The sequence below is a fragment of the Schaalia odontolytica genome (assembly GCF_002847525.1).
GTDB classification, from domain to species: Bacteria; Actinomycetota; Actinomycetes; order Actinomycetales; family Actinomycetaceae; genus Pauljensenia; species Pauljensenia odontolytica_B.
The window spans coordinates 186,217-203,690 of record NZ_PKKM01000005.1 but is presented as its reverse complement, the minus strand read 5'-3'; the positions used below and the strand labels follow the sequence as shown (position 1 = coordinate 203,690).

The window sequence follows — 17,474 nt, the reverse complement described above, 5'->3', positions numbered from 1 at the left end:
GCCTCAACCCCAGAACCACAGACACGAAAAGCCTCCCATTCCCTGGACTTCAATTTCGATGTCCAAGAAACGGGAGGCAGTTCATTTGACGAGGTCGGGGCTTCGTTATGTGGGCCTGGTGCCGGAACGTGGGGGAGTGGTTGGCGTAGGTGTGCTGACCGTGCGAATAAGCGTACGGGGGAGTGGTTATACGTGGGTTATAGGTCATAACGTGTTGGTCGCGGTTCGGTCCCGGGCATCGGCGTGGGCGGTGTCGTTGGGCTAGCGCGCTCGCGCCGCTGTGCCACAGACAGGACGTGCCCCTTTGGGAGGACTCCACCTGATCGGGAGCATTCCACCCGTTAGGGAAGATTCCACCCGATCAGAAGGGGTTGAATCTTCCCGATCAGGTGTAACACCTCATCGGTCACAAGCGTCGTCTCGGAGCTGGCCGCCCGTGACGTCCCCCGTCATTGCTGGCGACGCCTCACCGGCGTTTATTGGCACGCCGCCGTGCAGCTCTGCACCGGTGAGGGGCATTGCACCCGTGAACAAGCCTGCCGCCAGGGGTAATGGTGGGGGTTTTGCAGCATTAGGAGCCTCCCTTCGGCGTGTCGCCGGCGTGTCGCGCTTCTAATGGTGCAAATCCCCCCGTTTGGTGGCGGTGAGGTCTCGGTTCGCGGTAATGAGGTAGCGGTTCTGGGTGGTGAGGCGCCCACGTCGCAGACCACCTCGGTGAAAAACGTTGACAACGGGGTGTTGCGGCTCAGGCGGTCTGCTTGTTGGACACAACAGTGCCCGGCCTGGCATGTACTTCGCACGCAAACCGCTGACTATGCGCGTTAACCCCTTGATGTGCTCGTGGGCGGCGCTGCCCACGTGCATGTCATCGGGTTAACGTGCGAGGTGTCGGGCCCACGTGTGCGGAGGGGAGTGCAGACAGCTAGCACGCCTCGGCGAACTGCGCTCCTGAACCTGAGTGTCCATACCGGGCCACGCGTTCGCCCACACATCAGGTGCGTGGGGGGTATTCGTACCCCCACGATGAAACAATCGCCGTCAATGTTAATTTTCGACTACCAACAAGCCGAAAAATCACCACAAAACCAACACGTTTTGTCCTTTAACCCTCGTTATGTGCGCCTGGTGCCGGAACGTGGGGGAGTGGGTATACGAAAGCGGGCCGCCCGTTGGGCGGCCCGCTTCATGTCAAACGTGCGTTTGATCAGTCAGCGATCGAGGCGACGCGACGAGCAAGCTTCGACTTGCGGTTCGCGGCCTGGTTCTTGTGGATGACGCCCTTGGAAACGGCGACGTCCAGCTTGCGCGAAGCGATACGCAGAGCGGCGAGAGCCTTGTCCTTGTCGCCGGCCTCAACGGCCTCGCGGGTCTGACGGACCAGGGTCTTCAGCTCGGACTTCACGGACTGGTTACGAACGCGGCGCTTCTCGTTGGTGAGGATGCGCTTCTTCTGGGACTTAATGTTTGCCACAGTCGGATTTCTCCTTGATGTATGTCTGACAGGGTCGGTGAGGGCTGTGTCAAGACCGGGACTTAGGCGTGGGGACACCCGCAAACGGTCCTAACCAGACCCCCTGCCCGACCAGGCCGGGAGTCCAACGACCGATCATACCAGGGCAGGGGCTTTTCGTCATATCCCTCAGCGCTTTCGCGCCTCGTAAGGTCGGTCACGTGTAAGCGTCAGTCGCCGTGAGTGCGGTAGTGCTCCTCGAGGGCGTCGACGATGAGCTGCCAGGTTGCCTTGGGCAGGATCGAGCCTTCGCGGCGCACGTCGGTGGCCTTGACCCACAGGGCCCGGTCGAGGCGCACCTCGGAGGGACGGCCCTTCGAGTCCCAGTCGCCCGCGCCAATGTCAAGCCAGTAGCGTCCGGCGGCGGCCTCCTGGGCGGCGTCGCGCGTGTGGTCCTTGCTGGTCAGCTGCAGGAGGTACACGCCCTCACCCTGTGCGCCGATGACGACGGCCGGGCGATCCTTGCCGACGGAGGAATCCTCCTGGTAGGGCACCCAGGTCCACACGACCTCGCCGGGATCCGCGTCGCCGTCCATGACGGGCGTGTACGAGGCGTGGGCAAGTGCGTCGGCGATGCTGGCTTCGCGGATTGACGTCTGGGGGCGATTGGAGGTCGCCGGGTCCTCGTAGTGATGGTGGGAACCGGAGTTCGGTCGAGATGACGAGGATGAGCGAGGCTTGGGAGTCGAAGACTTCGGCTTGCTGGTAGACGACGTCGGCTTGCTACTCGGCTGACGCTGGCTCGGCTTGGAGGCGTTCGACTGTGCCTCCTCTGCGGCGCCAGAAATAACGCCGAGGAGGAAATTGATGAGGCCCCTGATGAATGAATTCATGGCACCAGCATACGGCAGGGGTAGCCCCTTTAGTTTTATCCACAGGGGCTCTGTGGGAGGGCGGGTTATCCACAGGGATTGTCGTTATGGATGACAGTGCGACATCGTTAGTTTCATTCTGGATGTGTTCGCAGCTGAACTCTCAATGAAGAAAGGTGACGACGATGTCCACTGCAACGATCCATGGTCCGAAGGTCTCTCTCGATGCGTTCGGGAGGTGCGCTGTCGCCCCCGGTTCACCCGATGACGCCGCTCGCTCCCGCCTGATGGACGCGGTGCGATGTGCTTCTGGCGGAGGACTGGAGAAAGCTATCGAACGCGCGGAGCAGGTATATGACGACCAGGAGGTCTCGATTGAGCTTCGTCTCGAGGCGGGAAAACTGCGCATCGACTGGTATGCCGCCCTGGGCTCGTATGACCGATGCCGCCGCGCGGCGGGGGAAGCTGCCCGGCTTGGTTCCAGAGAGCTGGAACGTGACCACCCCCTCGTCCTGATGCTCCGTAACTCCGAGGCCTACTGGCTCTCGGTTCTGGGCTTCAACGACATGGCAGCTCGGCGTTTTTCTGCTCTGGTCGCCGACGTGAAAGCCTGCCCGGGCCTCGACCCTCAGATCGCATTCGCCATCCGTAACAATTCTGCAATGCCTTGGAAAAACACGGGTAAGTGGAACAGGGCTGCGCGCGTCTATCGTGAGCTTCTCGCAGACATGGAAGGCGCCGGGGACGAGGCCGACATGACGCTGCTGACCGTTCGCGACAACCTCGCTGAGGTTCTCTCCGCGGACCGCCAGTACGACGAAGCTATCCAGCTCTACGAGCACAACATGGACGTGTTGCTGACGGTCGCCGAACGCGGCGATTGGCGGGTGCTGCGCCTGCGAAACGAAATCGCGCGCAATACGTGGATGGGAGGTGACCGGGAGGCGGGCGAGGACCTGTGGACCGTGTTGGCCGAAGATTGCCGGCGATACCTGGGAGATCGTGACCCCCTGACGGCGCGTATCCGCACCATCTTGCTCACCCTGGCAACCATGCGTGGGGATGACGAACGTGCAGAGAGGATCGCACGTAAACTTCGTGACGATCACCCCGACGACTGGGAGGACTGCGACTTCACGGAGGCCGTCTCCATTATCGCGCAGGCCGAGATGGGCGATGGTGACACGGTGTGACGCGCGGCCACTGTGCGCGACTTCCCGCGCCTGAACTGGCACAAAGGCCTACGACAATGGGACGATATGGAGGTTAACGACTTCACGGAGGTTCACGTGCCCATCCCCACGCCCGCGCAGCAGGCGCAGATTCGCCCGGCCCATACCCCGCAGGGGCAGATCCGTAACTTCTGCATCATCGCCCATATCGATCATGGGAAGTCGACGCTCGCGGATCGCATGCTCCAGCTGACCGGAGTTGTCGAAGCGCGCGAGATGCGCGACCAGTACCTCGATCGTATGGACATCGAGCGCGAGCGCGGCATCACGATCAAGAGCCAGGCGGTGCGCATGCCGTGGGCACACGAGGGTACCCCCTACGCGCTCAACATGATCGACACGCCCGGTCACGTGGACTTCACGTACGAGGTCTCCCGTTCCCTGGCCGCGTGCGAGGGTGCGGTCCTGCTCATCGACGCCGCGCAGGGCATTGAGGCCCAGACGCTCGCGAACCTGTACCTGGCCCTCGAGAACGACCTCGCGATCATTCCGGTCCTCAACAAGATCGACCTGCCGGGCGCCCAGCCCGAGAAGTATGCGCACGAGGTTGCCCAGCTGATCGGCTGCGACGAGAGCGAGGTCCTCAAGGTTTCCGGCAAGACAGGCGAAGGCGTCGAGGACCTCCTCGACCGCATCGTGGAGGTCGTGCCCGCCCCCGAGGGCACCCCCGACGCCCCGACGCGAGCGATGATCTTCGACTCCGTGTACGACACCTACCGCGGCGTCGTCACCTACGTGCGTGTCGTCGACGGCGTGCTCTCGACCCGTCAGCGCGTGCGCATGATGTCCACGGGCGCCACCCACGAGCTCCTCGAGCTGGGCGTCATCTCGCCCGAGCCGAAGCCCGAAGAGGGCATCGGCGCCGGCGAGGTTGGATACCTGATCACGGGCGTGAAGGACGTGCGTCAGTCCCGCGTCGGCGACACCGTCACCAGCCAGGTGCGCGGCGCAACCGAGGCTCTCGAGGGCTACCGAGACCCGAACCCGATGGTCTTCTCCGGCATCTACCCGGTCGACGGATCGGACTTCCCGGACCTGCGCGACGCCCTCGAGCGCCTCCAGCTCAACGACGCGGCGCTGACCTTCGAGCCCGAATCCTCCGCGGCCCTCGGCTTCGGCTTCCGCTGCGGCTTCCTCGGCCTGCTCCACCTGGAGATCATCCGCGAGCGCCTGGAGCGCGAGTTCAACCTCGACCTCATCGCGACCGCTCCGAACGTCGTCTACCGCGTCGTGACGGAGGATGGCACCGAGGTGCGCGTCGACAACCCGAGCGAATTCCCCGAAGGAAAGATTTCCGAGGTGCGCGAGCCCGTCGTCAACGCGACCATCCTGACGCCCACCGAGTTCACGGGCACCATCATGGAGCTGTGCCAGGAGCGCCGCGGCTCGATGCAGGGCATGGACTACCTGAGCGAGGATCGCGTGGAGCTGCACTATCAGCTGCCCCTCGCTGAGATCGTCTTCGACTTCTTCGATCAGCTCAAGTCCCGCACGCGTGGCTACGCCTCCCTGGACTACCAGGAGAGCGGCGAGCAGAGCGCCGACCTCGTCAAGGTCGACATCTTGCTCAACGGCGACCGTGTCGACGCGTTCAGCGCGATTGTTCACCGCGATGGTGCCTACAACTACGGCCAGCGGATGACGAAGCGCCTGAAGGAACTTATCCCTCGCCAGCAGTTTGAGATCCCGGTGCAGGCCGCGGTCGGTGCGCGAGTCATCGCTCGCGAGACGATTAAGGCCCTGCGCAAGGACATGCTCGCCAAGTGCTACGGCGGCGACATCAGCCGTAAGCGCAAGCTGCTCGAGAAGCAGAAGGAAGGTAAGAAGCGCATGAAGTCTATCGGCCGCGTCGACGTGCCGCAGGAAGCCTTCATCGCCGCCCTGACCTCCGACGTTCCGACGGGCAAGAAGTGAGCGGGGAACAGGGGAACGAGGCCGTGGAGGCTCACGCTCACGTCGGCCAGTGCATGGACCGTCGCCCGGGAGATGCCCCCGAGGGCACGGTCTTCATGAGTCGTACGAAGTCGTTTACGCGGCGCACACGCGAGCTGCCCGCGAACCTCGCGCGCACGTGGGAAGCACACGCGCACCGCTACGTGGTGGAGCCGCGTCGCGGCGTCGGCTACACGACGGTCGCGCCGGATTTCACGCTCGATCTGGCCGAGCTCTTCGGGCGCAGCGCACCGGTGACCCTCGAGATTGGCTCGGGCACGGGTGAACAGATTGTCGCCGCGGCGGCCGCTCATCCCGAGCGTAACTTCCTGGCCCTCGAGGTCTGGGTTCCGGGCATCGCCAAGCTCGTCTCCAAGGCAGTCGAGGCCGGCGTTGACAACATTCGTGTCATCGAGGCCGACGCTGCCCAGGCGCTGCCGATCATGCTTGAGGACGCGTGCCTGGATGAGGTCTGGACGTTCTTCCCTGACCCGTGGCGTAAGGCTCGGCATCGCAAGCGTCGCCTCGTCTCCGATTCCTTTGCGCTCGAGGTCGCGCGCCTGCTGCGCGACGGGGGAGTGTGGCGCCTGGCTACCGACTGGGATGACTACGCCTGGCAGATGCGCGACGTTATCGAAGCGTGCGAGCTCTTCGAGAACCCGCACGTGGGAGAGCGTCCAGATCCGGAGGATCCGCAGCCGGAGCGCGGTGGATTCGCTCCGCGCTTCGAGGGCCGCGTCGTCACCCACTTCGAGACCCGAGGCATCGATGCGGGCCGTCATGCCCACGACATCGTCGGCATTCGCCGTCCCCGTGGCTGACATCGTGACGGCTGGAGCGCACTCGTGAGCCCCGCCCAGCCTGAGGGTGAGCGTTGGTCGCCTGACGGCTCGCTGGACCCTGGCCTCGTCGAGGCTGATCGCGGCCGCCCTCTGTCTCTCTATGTGCACGTGCCCTTTTGTCGCGTGCGCTGCGGGTACTGCGATTTCAACACCTACACGGTCGGCTTCGGGCCGGGGGCACAGGTGGGGGACTACGCCCCCTCCGTTCTCGCTGAGGCTTCCCTGGCGGCCCGTGTCATGTCCGAGGCGGGGCTGCCCGCGCGCGAGGCTCGTACGGTGTTCTTTGGCGGTGGCACTCCGACGATGCTGGATACCACCGAGCTCGTCGAGATCCTGACGGGCCTGCGCGAGCGCATCGGCATCGCCCCAGGAGCGGAAGTGACCCTCGAGGCGAATCCCGACACGGTGACGCGCGACGGGCTCGCGCAGCTCGCGGATGCGGGATTTACGCGAGTGTCTTTCGGCATGCAGTCCGCCGTGCCCGCGATTCTCGCGACCCTGGATCGCACTCATACGCCCGAGCGAGTCCCCCTCGTTGTCCAGTGGGCAAAGGAGGCGGGCCTGTCGACCTCGGTGGACCTCATCTATGGGACGCCAGGGGAGAGTCTGGCTGACTGGGAGACCTCGCTGCGCGCCGCCCTGTCGTACGAGACCGATCACATCAGTGCATACGCTCTCGTTGTCGAGGAGGGGACGAAGATGGGGGCGCAGGTGGCCAGGGGAGAACTGCCGACCCCCGACCCCGACGACGAAGCCACCAAGTACGAGCTCGCCGACTCTCTCCTCGGCGAGGCCGGATACGCCTGGTACGAGATCTCCAACTTTGCGCGCGCAACCGAGGCTGACCATGCTTCGGGGCTGCCGTCGACCCACTGTGAACATGCCTCTGCCCACAACCTCGCCTACTGGCGTGACTGGGACTGGTGGGGCTTTGGGCCGGGTGCTCACTCCCACATGGGACGTACGCGCTGGTGGAATGTGAAGAATCCAGGGGCCTATGCGGGGCGCGTGAGGGCTGGACAGTCGCCGGCCTACGCTGGCGAGATCCTCGATGCGGACGCGCGCGAACTGGAGCGCGTCATGCTCGGGGTTCGCACCTCTGAGGGGGTCGCGATCAAGGGGTTGCCGGGTCTGTCAGCGCCCGACGTGGCAGGCGTGCCGTCTGGTGGTCGCATTGCTACGCTCATAGCCGAGGGACTCATCGATGGGGCAGCGGCACTGTCTGGGCGTGTCGTCCTCACGCTTCGCGGACGCCTGCTGGCGGACTATGTGACCCGCGAAATCATGGGCTACTGACGAGTAGTTGGCGCCCGTGCAGCGGAATATGCATCTGGTGGTAAACACTCTTCTGAGATAGCCAGTTCCGCGATGTAACTTGTAATTGTATTGATACAAGCATAACTGCGGCAATGGTTGTTAGCTGTTTGACAGTTGGTCGGCGTGTGCTATGTGACAAGCTAGCATTACGTCGCAATACTGTTGACATCATGGTTGAAATATGTTTGCCTTGATGTGTCATGTGAAGCCGAGTAATTTGCAGGGTTCCTCCATGAGGGGGCTTGTGAAGAGCCGTATACAAGGAAAAGTGTGGTATTGTGACTCTTCGGTACGCTGTCATTGCTGACATCGTGGGCTCTCGTACGCTGACCAATCGTGCAGATGCCCAGAGAATCTATGAAGCCGCTCTTGGGGGTGCGAGTGAGGGCCTCGCGCTGCTGCAGGCTCCGTATCCGACGGTCGGTGATGAATTCCAGGCGGTCGCCTACACGCTCGAGGATGCACTGCTTCTCACCTTGCGCGCGCAACTCCTCCTTCCCCCGCAGCTCCAGCTTCGCTTTGGAATTGGTGCGGGTCGGATTGAAGAGTTCTCGTCGGGTGTTCATCGGCAGGCTCCCGCGCGTTCGCGCGGCTCGGAGTCCGCTCAGCTTCAGGATGGTTCTGCGTGGTGGGCGGCTCGCGCTGCGATCAACCGTGCACACGACGTTCAGGATTCTTCGAACCCCTTCATCCGCACCTGGTTCATGGCGCACGCCTCGGTCGAGTCCGCGTTCCCGCGCCACTGCCAGACCTGCATCAATGCGCTGCTGAGCCTGCGCGATCACGCGATTCTCAAGCTTTCCGCGCGTCATCGTCGAATCACGGCTGCACTGTTGCTCGGTAAGACCCAGGTGGAGATCGCTCGGGCAGAAAAGCTGTCGCAGCAGGCTATTTCTGACTTTGCCCGGGGCACGGGGGCGGGGTTGATCCAGTCCTCACTCATCATCGCGGAGGCCGCACGTGCATGAAGTTCTTCTCCTGGGCATTGCCGCCTCGGAGCTAACTGTTCTTCTCACTTCTGACCCGCGCCGCTGGTCGCGACGCCTGTCGCTCTTTCTGACGCTGCTTCTTGCGGTGATCTGCTACTCCTGGTTCATCCTGGGGGTGAGTGCCGTTGCGAACGCAATCGGCGCGACTCTTGCGGTCGTGTGGTTTGCGTGGGACCTCGTCGATCCGTCGGCGCGCGGCGTTCTTGCTCGCTGGGCGTTGGCATCCGTCGGCTTTGTTGCTCTTCTGAGCCTGGACCCGCTGAACTTCCCTCTGCTGTCGCTGCGCTCCGGGCGTCCCATCGACCTCATTATTACGGTTCTCTTCCTGGTAACGGGACCGGTTAATCACCTGATCACCGCCATCCTGCAGTGTGCGCGTGGCCGTGCGTCCGATCCGGTGCCCGGGTGGATTAACGCGCCCGTCCTTCCAGCGATGCCTGACGTAACGCCCGAGGAAGGGGACGATAGAGAGGAGGAATCGGAGGTTGTAGAAGCCTCCGTGATCTCTGGCGCTCTGCCCGTCCTGGGCGTGGAGGTGGACGAGGAAGAAGTGACGGCTTTGCGCGGAGGGCGCTGGATCGGCCCGCTCGAGCGCCTTCTGATTATCGTTTTGGCTGGCGCGGGCGCGGAGGTTGCTATCGCTGCCGTCGTTGCTGCCAAGGGAGTCATTCGTTTCCCTGAAATCTCGCAGGATTCGACGGGAGAAAAGGCTGAGGAGTTCCTCATCGGCTCGGTGTCTTCGTGGATTCTGGCCGCCCTCGTGGCGATGCTCATTCGTGTCGTGAGCCTGCACTGATTCTCGTGCCGCTAGAGTATGCCGGGTGAATAGCTCAGACCCCTACGGCCGCAACATTTTCGCCCACGACCCGCATCGTGACGGGCCCGGGGCGAGGCATCCGCGCTCGCAGGCCGTCCACGTTGAGATTGGTATGGTCCTCGAGGACGTTGCCTCCGGATGGGTCGGAGCCGTGACGCGGGTCGAGAAGTCCGGCGGCATTCACCTTGTGGAGCTTGAGGATCGGCGTGGCGTTCGTCGGTCTTTCCCTTTGGGTCCCGGTTTCTGGCTGGAGGGGCGTCCCATCGAGGCGCTGCCTCCCAGCCCGGCTCCAGCCCAGGCCTCGTCGAGCACGCAAGTCAGCGCATCGGGACGGCGTATCACGAACTCCGGTTCGTTTGCCCCTGCCTCGAGCGGTCCCAAGGTCGCAAAGCGCTCGCGCATATGGGTGGAGGGGCGTCACGACGCCGAGCTCGTGCAGCATGTCTGGGGCGAGGACCTGGCCGAGGCGGGCATTGCCGTTCAGTTGCTTGAGGGAGTCGATAATCTCGAGGCCATCCTGGAGGTGTTCGGGCCGACCGATACGGCGCGCGCGGGCATCCTCGTCGACCACATGGTGCCCGGATCGAAGGAGTCTCGCATTGCCGAGGCCGTGTCGGCGCGCTGGCCGGGAGCGGTTCTCGTCCTCGGGCATCCGTTCGTTGACATCTGGCAGGCCGTCAAGCCCGCCCGCGTTGGCCTCGAGCGGTGGCCCGATGTTCCGCGAGGTATCGACATTAAGCATGGGACCCTCGAAGCTCTCGGGTGGCCGCACGCCGACCAGCGCGACATCGCCCTGGGGTGGAAGCGGATACTGTCCACTGTGCGTACCTACCGCGACCTTGAACCCGCGCTGCTGGGGCGGGTCGAGGAACTCATCGACTTTGTCACCGTGCCCTGGGCGCAGTAGGACGACGGCGCTTCTGTGTGAGGTTCACGCAGGGCGCACACCTGGCGAGGCCCTCATGTCGCCCCCGATTGGCTGCGAGGAGTAGCATTGGCACTCAGGAAGCAGGAGTGCCAGAACGGGAGGAGGTGGCATGACGCGCAACAGTGCACAGAATCGCAGGCTTGATGTCCTGCGTGCCATCGTCACCCAGTACGTGGCTACCCGTGAACCCGTCGGCTCCAAGGCCATCGCCGCCGGAGGCCTCGGCGTCTCATCGGCGACGATCCGCAATGACATGGCGGTGCTGGAGGAAGCCGGCCTCATCTACCAGCCTCACACCTCCGCAGGGCGCGTCCCGACTGACCGTGGCTACCGCGTGTTCGTCGATCGACTCGCCGAACTCAAGCCAATGAGTGGGCCGGAACGCCACGCCCTCGAGACCTTCCTGGCCGAGTCCGTCGATATCGATGACGTCGTGGAGCGATCCGTTCGCCTCCTAGCTCAGGTCACGCACCAGGTGGCACTCGTGCAGTACCCGGGGGCGCGCGTGCGTGTCCTCAAGCACCTCGAGGTCATCGCGCTGGCCCCCGGCCGCGTCCTTGTCGTCGTCATCACCACGGACGGCGAGGTCGGCGAGCGCAGCCTCACCCTGCACGCGGCGCTGGATGAAGGGCAGCTGCGCGAGGTACGCGAACACCTACGCCACCACTGCGATGGTGCGACCTCCGCGTCCGCGCAGGCCTGCGTTGACGAGGCCACGGCCTCGGCCCGGCCTGAGATCGTCGGCACAGTCGCCGCGATCGGCGCCGCCCTGACCGATGTGTTGAGCGGTCAGAGCGAGTCAAAGATCGTTGTCGCGGGTGCCGCAAACCTCGCCCGTGGGGCCCTCGACTTCCATGACATCGCCCCGGTTCTGGATGCACTCGAAGAGCAGGTCGTCCTCATGCGTCTCTTCGCCGAGATGGACCCGAGCGACGAGGTACACGTGAGTATCGGAGCGGAGAATCCACACGATGGCCTCGCCGAGGCCGCTGTCGTCACCGGGACCTACCGAGCCGGCGCCGATGAGAGCGTTGGGAGTGCCCACCTGGGCATCGTCGGCCCCATGCGCATGGATTATGCGCGCACCATGAGCTCGGTGCGAGCGGTGGCCGCCTACCTGTCGCGCTACCTTGCCCAGGAAACTGCTAGCTAGCTCCGCCGCGAGCCGAACCCCATGACGATAAACGGATGACCCCACGAGAAGAAAGAGCAAGCGTGAGAGACTACTACGAGGTCCTCGGCGTCGCCCGTGACGCCAGCCAGGATGAGATCAAGAAGGCCTACCGCAAGCTCGCGCGTAAGCTGCACCCGGACTACGCTGGCGCGGACTCGGAGGAAGCCTTCAAGGAGCTGTCCGTCGCTTACGAAACTCTGTCGGATCCCGAGAAACGCCAGATGTATGACATCGGCGGCCCGGATGCGCTGCGCGGCGGTGGAGCTGGTGCGGGCGCCGGATTTGGTGGATTCTCGGACATCTTCGAAGCCATGTTCAGCGGCGGCTTCGGTGCCTCCACTGCGGGCCCGGCTTCCCGCGTGCGTCGTGGCAAGGATAAGCAGGTCATCGTTGACATTACTCTGGAGGATGCGGCTTTTGGAGCCGCAAAGGAAGTCTCTTTCGATACCTATGTGAAGTGCGACTCCTGCCAAGGCTCGATGTGCCAGCCGGGCACCTCGCCCACGCAGTGCGCCACCTGCCACGGCTCGGGCTTCGTGACGCAGATCCAGAATTCGCTCTTTGGACGCATGCAGACGCAGGCGCCGTGTCCGTCCTGTCAGGGATACGGCGACACGATCGCCACGCCCTGTGTGGAGTGCTCGGGCGCGGGACGTGTGCGCACGCGCCGCACCCTCAACATCAACATCCCCGCGGGTGCCAGCGAGGGGACCCAGATTCGCGTGAGCGGTGAGGCCGAGGTTGGCCCGGGTGGTGGCCCCAACGGTGACCTCTACCTGTCGATCCGCGAAAAGAAGCACCCGGTCTTCGATCGTCGCGGGGACGACCTGCACACGTGGATCACGATCCCGATGACGACGGCGGCACTCGGAACCGAGTTTGAGCTCGAGACCCTTGACGGCAAGAAGACCGTGACAATCAACCCGGGTACCCAGCCCAACGACGATATCGTCCTGGAAGGCCTGGGTGTCGGGCACCTGCAGCGCTCGGGCCGCGGCTCCATGCACGTGCACGTCGATGTTCAGATTCCCAAGAAGCTCGATGACAAATCCCGCGAGCTACTCGAGGAGCTCGCGAAGGTCCGTGGCGAGGTACGCGTGGAGCCGCATCGCCAGCAGTCCTCGTTCTTCGAAAAGATCCGCGACACTTTCATGGGGTGATGCGCCGTGACGCTGCCCGTTTTCCTCTCTGAGGACCTGACCCCCTCGCTCGACGCTCTGTCTGTGGGAGAGGCTGCGACCCTCGCGGGAGCCGAGGGACGTCACGCTGCGTCCGTGCGTCGTATCGGCGCAGGGGAGTGGGTCGACGTCGTTGATGGCGCGGGAGCGCGCGCGACCTGCGAGGTGAGTGGGAGCGATAAGTCTTCGCTGTCCCTGGTCGTTCGCAAGCTCGTGCGCGAGGATGCCCCGAAGCCCGAGGTCATCCTCGTTCAGGCGCTGGCCAAGGGTGGGCGCGACGAGGCCGCCGTCGAAATCTGTACGGAGATCGGCATCGACCGGGTGATCCCGTGGGCCTCCCAGCGTGCGATTGTGCAGTGGAGGGGCCCGAAGGCCGAGAAGGGGCGCGCCAAGTGGGAGGGCGTTGCCCGCGCTGCCGCCAAGCAGTCGCGCCGCGCCTACGTCCCGGTTGTTGAGGACGTCAAGGACAGTCGTGAGCTGGCCGCTTGGGTCGTCTCTCTGACGGACGAGGCCGGGGTGGCCTTCGTCTGCCACGAGGAGGCCACGGATTCGCTCGGGGCTGTGCTCGCACAGGTCCAGGAAGCGTCCGCGGACGGTGATCTTCCCGCACGCATCGCCCTCGTTGTGGGGCCCGAGGGCGGCATCGGAGCCGAGGAGACCGCGCAGCTGGTGGACGCGGGTGCCTCCACGATCGGGCTGGGAGACAACGTCCTGCGTTCGTCCACGGCCGGCGCGGTTGCTCTGACGCTGATCCGCGCCGCCGCGGGGAAATACTAGGATTCGTCAGCTCTCGAAGCCGGCGATCCGCGCGCTGAGCGTGTGAGTCTCGCCCGCGCCCAGCGCGACCACGTCAGTGCCGGAGTTGAAGGCGTTCGGTGGGCAGCTCATCGGCTCGACGGCAACGCCCACGCGGTTGATGTAGTCGGCCGAGTAGACCTGTAGCCAGCGCGCGTCAGACGACAGCGATACGCCCACGCCCGAAGCGGGGTCGCGCAGCGTCACGGCCCAGGTGCCCTCGGGCAGGCCGGCGAAAGCGTTATCCAGGCGGGAGGTACCGATGATGGCGGGAGAACGGAAGTCCAGCCCGAAGGAGGCCACGTCGTGGGCCGCCACCGGGATCATGGATGCGTCGGCCTCGTAGATGATCGACGCGGGGTTCTCGAGTTCCAGCTCGTCCGCCGGTACCCCGTCAACGGCCAGGTAGGGGTGGAAGCCGACGCCGTAGGGGGCGGTGCCCTCTCCGATGTTCGTCGCCGACAGCTCGACGGTGAGACCCGTGTCCGCGTCCAGGCTGTAGCGGGCGGACACCGCCAGCGTCCACGGGTAGGAATAGCGCGCCGCGATGAGGGTGCACAGAAGGACCGAGGAAGTTTCGGCCTCGGCAATCTCCCACTCCTGGAAGGCCACGAAACCGTGCAGCGACGTGCCGAACGTCGGCTCGTCCACCGGCAGGTCGTAGGACGTGCCCTCCCACGAATAGGAGCCACCCGCGACGCGGTTCGGCCATGGCATGAGCACCTTGCCCAGGTATCCCGGGGGACACTCATTCACGGCGTGGGGCACCACGAGTTCATGTCCGCGGTAGCGCAGGCTAGCCAGACCGGCGCCGACGGTGACGATCCGCGCCTCGTAGTCCCCGGCCTGTAAAACGATCTCGCGCCCCGATGCGCCACGATCCATCATCGATGCTCCTTCGCATTCACTGAACATGAATAACACCCATTCTAAACGGAGTTGAGTCGTCTGCGTCACTACGAAAAGCGTATCCTTATAGAGAATGAATCTCGATTGAAAGGAACGCCTCGGCCCATGGCACACGAGATCACCGACGAATTCGTCGCCTCCCTACACGCATCCTCAGACTCCGCCCGCGCGGTCGCACGCAACGCCGTCGCCCACGCCGGTGTCGAGCCGGTCGCCTTCGACCGTGCCAAGGTGGTTGCCACCCCCACGGTCGTGTCCCACAAGGTGGACGACTGGAAGGTGACGTCGCAGAAGAAGTCCGGTCGCTGCTGGCTCTTCTCCTCCCTGAACCTGCTGCGCTCGACCGCGCGCACCCACCTGGGCCTCAAGGACTTCGAGTTCTCGCAGAACTACGTGCTGTTCTGGGACAAGTTTGAGCGTGCCAACTTCTTCCTCACTGACGTCATCGCCACCGCGAAGACCGAGGAACTCGACGGCCGCCTCCTGCAGTTCCTGCTCGGCGATGTCCTCTCCGACGGCGGCCAGTGGGACATGGCGGTGTCCCTCTACCTCAAGCACGGCCTCGTCCCCAAGGTCGCGATGCCCGAGACCGAGTCCTCCGGCCACACCGCCCCCATGAACGCCCGCCTGAAGGTCGTCCTGCGCCGCACCGCCCTCGAGCTGCGTTCCCTCGTCGAGGCCGGCGCCTCCGAGGAGGAGATCCTCGAGGTCAAGGAGGCCGCGCTGGCCGACGTGTGGCGGATCCTCGTCATCTGCCTGGGCGAGCCCCCGGCCTCGTTCGAGTGGGAGTGGCGCGACGACAAGGGCGAGTTCCACCGCGACGGCGTCCTCACCCCGCGCGAGTTCTACGAGCGCTACGTGGACGTGGACCTCACGCAGTACGTGTGCCTCGTCGATGACCCGCGCGCCGAGCACCCCAAGGGCCACACCCTGACGGTCGACCACATGGGCAACGTCGTGGGCGGGCGGCCGATCCTCTACGTGAACACCCCCGTCGAGCAGATCCGTGAGATCACGGCCTCCATCCTGGCCTCGGGCCGCGCCGTCTGGTTCGGCGCTGACTGCGACCAGCAGTCCGACCGCGCCTCCGGCCTGTTCGTCGAGGGCCTCTACGACTTCGACAACCTCTTCGGCGTGGACTTCTCCACCTCGAAGGAGCAGCGTGTCAACACGGGCGAGTCCGCGATGAACCACGCGATGCTCTTCACGGGTGTCGACATCGACGAGGAGGGCAACGCCCGCCGCTTCCGCGTCGAGAACTCCTGGGGCGAGGAGCCCGGTGAGAAGGGCTTCTTCACGATGGACGCCGTCTGGTTCGACGCCAACGTGTTTGAGGTGGCTGTGCACGTGGACGACCTGCCCGCCGAGCTGCGCGCGGTCATCACCGAGGAACCGCTGCACCTGCCGGCCTGGGACCCGATGGGGGCGCTGGCCTGAGCCCAGTAGCCTGACACACGCAGCGGGGCGTGAGCATCGTCCTCGTTCGCAATATGGCCTCCGTGAGCGCGGGGCGGGTGGAGTGGGACAATTGTTCCGCGATACCCGCCCCGTTATCTGTGGAGGTCACATGAGCACTGACGTGACCCGCGACTTTGCGTTCGGCCTACCCAAGGCCGAGCTGCACCTGCACCTGGAAGGCACCCTCGAACCCGATCTGAAGCTGGCCCTCGCCCGTAAGAACGGCGTCGACATCGGTCAAAGCACCGTTGAGGAGGTTCAGGCCACCTACCAGTTCAACGACCTCAGGCCCACACCTCGCGCGGCATTTCGATTGAGACGGTCATTCGCGGCTACTACCGCGCCGTCGTCGAGGCGCGCGAGTCGGGCCTTTCGTCGACCTGATCCTGTGTTTCCTGTGCGATGTGAGCGCGCAGGCTGCCCTCGAGACGCTGCAGGCTGGCTGCCCTACAAGGACATGTTCATCGGCGTGGGCCTGGACTCCGACGACCCCGCTTACTTCGGTGGCTACATCGCCGACTACTACTTCGCCCTCGCCGAGCGCTTCGGATTGGACTGCTCCGCCCTAGCGCGAATCGCGCGCAATTCGATCGAGATCAGCTGGGCGCCGGACCAGGACAAGGAACGCCTCCTGGCCGGGCTCGAGGCGTTCGAAGCGGGGGAGGGGCTCGTCTTACCCCTGACACGGGGCCCCCGCCTTGCGCCGTGCACGGGACGGGTACGGCGCGGGGAGGACTTCGTGATTCAGTGAGAAGTATTGAGTTATCGCCATAGGGGGAGTTAGACTGAAATGGTCGTTGCACATAATCCCGAGAATGGAGAGACAATGACTGATTATATTGCAATCGCAAGTTTCCCGACAACCGCGCAGTCCTACGAGGCGTTCTCCAAGTTGACTGCCCAGGCCGACCGACTCGGCATCGTGTCCGGCGCGATCGTCGAAGTGGACGATTCGGGGCACGTATCCATTCCTGAGGCCAGTGACTCCGCATCCTCTTTCGGCTTCGGAACTGGTTCGGTGATTGGTCTGGTCATTGGCGCCCTGGCCGGCCCCATTGGCATGCTGCTGGGGTGGGGTGTGGGCGCGCTCGCCGGATCCACCGCAGACCTGGCGCGTGCGGATGCGCACGAGTTCGCGCTGTCCGAGGTGGCCTCGCGCATGGTTCCGGGATCGAATGTCGTTGTCCTTCAGACCACTGAGGACAATGTTGAGCTGCTCAACGGCGAGGTGGCGCGTCTCGGTGGCGCCGTCATCCGCCGTTCACTGCAGGAGACGATCTCTGAGATCAAGGCCGAAGCCGCAGCCATCGAGGCGGCGGACGAAGCGGCCCGCAAGGCGTTGCGCGAACAGCGCCGGGAGGAGGTGGAGACGGCGTGGAAAGACCGCGTCGCCGACCTCAAGGAAAAACACGAGACGTTCGTCGCTGGTGTGAAGGAGAAGGTGAGCGGTTTCTCCCACGGCGACGCCAAGTGAACGCGTGTGTTGTCCGGGATTGATATTCCGGTTCTGGACGACGCGGTGGGCACCGCCGCCAGAGGTTGAGAGGCCGTTGCCAGACCCCGGTCCCGTTGTCACAATTG

General features: G+C 64.4%; 15 protein-coding genes and 1 pseudogene. 13 read left to right on the top strand and 3 right to left on the bottom strand.

Features of this window, described 5'->3' with window-relative positions; genetic code table 11:
- Nucleotides 1–1,204: 1,204 nt before the first annotated feature.
- A complete protein-coding gene (gene rpsT / locus CYJ22_RS05010) occupies nt 1,205–1,471 on the bottom strand; it encodes a 30S ribosomal protein S20 (RefSeq protein WP_007588890.1) in 267 nt (88 codons plus the stop codon).
- 209 nt (nt 1,472–1,680) lie between these two features.
- Nucleotides 1,681–2,343 (bottom strand): type II toxin-antitoxin system PemK/MazF family toxin, encoded by a 663-nt coding sequence (locus CYJ22_RS05005; RefSeq protein ID WP_101601549.1) that lies wholly within the window; start codon nt 2,341–2,343, stop codon nt 1,681–1,683.
- 155 nt (nt 2,344–2,498) lie between these two features.
- On the opposite strand from CYJ22_RS05005, the gene CYJ22_RS05000 reads away from it, so the two are divergent.
- The 10 genes from CYJ22_RS05000 to CYJ22_RS04955 all read left to right on the top strand — a co-directional run bounded on the left by CYJ22_RS05000 (nt 2,499) and on the right by CYJ22_RS04955 (nt 13,508).
- Nucleotides 2,499–3,515, top strand: coding sequence for a hypothetical protein (locus tag CYJ22_RS05000; RefSeq protein WP_101601547.1), 1,017 nt, complete (start codon nt 2,499–2,501; stop codon nt 3,513–3,515).
- A gap of 66 nt (nt 3,516–3,581) precedes the next feature.
- Nucleotides 3,582–5,468 (top strand): translation elongation factor 4, encoded by a 1,887-nt coding sequence (gene lepA, locus CYJ22_RS04995; RefSeq protein ID WP_231284008.1) that lies wholly within the window; start codon nt 3,582–3,584, stop codon nt 5,466–5,468.
- Between the two features lie 53 nt (nt 5,469–5,521).
- Complete coding sequence (gene trmB / locus CYJ22_RS04990; protein ID WP_196792943.1) at nt 5,522–6,307, top strand: tRNA (guanosine(46)-N7)-methyltransferase TrmB; 786 nt, start codon at nt 5,522–5,524, stop codon at nt 6,305–6,307.
- Nucleotides 6,308–6,331: 24 nt separating this feature from the next.
- Complete coding sequence (gene hemW, locus CYJ22_RS04985) at nt 6,332–7,624, top strand: radical SAM family heme chaperone HemW (protein WP_101601542.1); 1,293 nt, start codon at nt 6,332–6,334, stop codon at nt 7,622–7,624.
- 299 nt (nt 7,625–7,923) lie between these two features.
- On the top strand, nt 7,924–8,613 hold the full coding sequence (locus tag CYJ22_RS04980) for a SatD family protein (protein ID WP_101601539.1): 690 nt from the start codon (nt 7,924–7,926) through the stop codon (nt 8,611–8,613).
- On the top strand, nt 8,606–9,430 hold the full coding sequence (locus tag CYJ22_RS04975) for a hypothetical protein (protein WP_007588902.1): 825 nt from the start codon (nt 8,606–8,608) through the stop codon (nt 9,428–9,430). The genes CYJ22_RS04980 and CYJ22_RS04975 overlap by 8 nt, the downstream gene beginning before the upstream one ends.
- Before the next feature lie 133 nt (nt 9,431–9,563).
- On the top strand, nt 9,564–10,358 hold the full coding sequence (locus tag CYJ22_RS04970) for a DUF3097 family protein (protein WP_007588905.1): 795 nt from the start codon (nt 9,564–9,566) through the stop codon (nt 10,356–10,358).
- A gap of 130 nt (nt 10,359–10,488) precedes the next feature.
- Nucleotides 10,489–11,532 (top strand): heat-inducible transcriptional repressor HrcA, encoded by a 1,044-nt coding sequence (hrcA, locus tag CYJ22_RS04965; protein WP_101601535.1) that lies wholly within the window; start codon nt 10,489–10,491, stop codon nt 11,530–11,532.
- Nucleotides 11,533–11,594: 62 nt separating this feature from the next.
- The gene (dnaJ, locus tag CYJ22_RS04960; RefSeq protein ID WP_101601532.1) at nt 11,595–12,713 is read left to right on the top strand and encodes a molecular chaperone DnaJ; all 1,119 of its coding nucleotides are present in this window, start codon (nt 11,595–11,597) and stop codon (nt 12,711–12,713) included.
- A gap of 6 nt (nt 12,714–12,719) precedes the next feature.
- Entirely contained in the window at nt 12,720–13,508 is a 789-nt protein-coding gene (locus tag CYJ22_RS04955) for a 16S rRNA (uracil(1498)-N(3))-methyltransferase (RefSeq protein WP_101601530.1), read from the top strand.
- 6 nt (nt 13,509–13,514) lie between these two features.
- Here CYJ22_RS04955 and CYJ22_RS04950 read toward each other — a convergent pair whose 3' ends face one another.
- Nucleotides 13,515–14,414 (bottom strand): aldose-1-epimerase, encoded by a 900-nt coding sequence (locus CYJ22_RS04950; protein ID WP_101601528.1) that lies wholly within the window; start codon nt 14,412–14,414, stop codon nt 13,515–13,517.
- Between the two features lie 126 nt (nt 14,415–14,540).
- Between CYJ22_RS04950 and CYJ22_RS04945 the strand changes: the two genes are divergently transcribed.
- The 3 genes and pseudogenes from CYJ22_RS04945 (at nt 14,541) to CYJ22_RS04935 (ending at nt 17,367) form a co-directional block, all read left to right on the top strand.
- The gene (locus tag CYJ22_RS04945; RefSeq protein ID WP_048676074.1) at nt 14,541–15,872 is read left to right on the top strand and encodes an aminopeptidase C; all 1,332 of its coding nucleotides are present in this window, start codon (nt 14,541–14,543) and stop codon (nt 15,870–15,872) included.
- A gap of 130 nt (nt 15,873–16,002) precedes the next feature.
- A pseudogene (locus CYJ22_RS04940) lies at nt 16,003–16,545 on the top strand (hypothetical protein); the annotation flags it as partial.
- 174 nt (nt 16,546–16,719) lie between these two features.
- The gene (locus CYJ22_RS04935) at nt 16,720–17,367 is read left to right on the top strand and encodes a DUF1269 domain-containing protein (RefSeq protein ID WP_243390459.1); all 648 of its coding nucleotides are present in this window, start codon (nt 16,720–16,722) and stop codon (nt 17,365–17,367) included.
- Nucleotides 17,368–17,474: the final 107 nt, after the last annotated feature.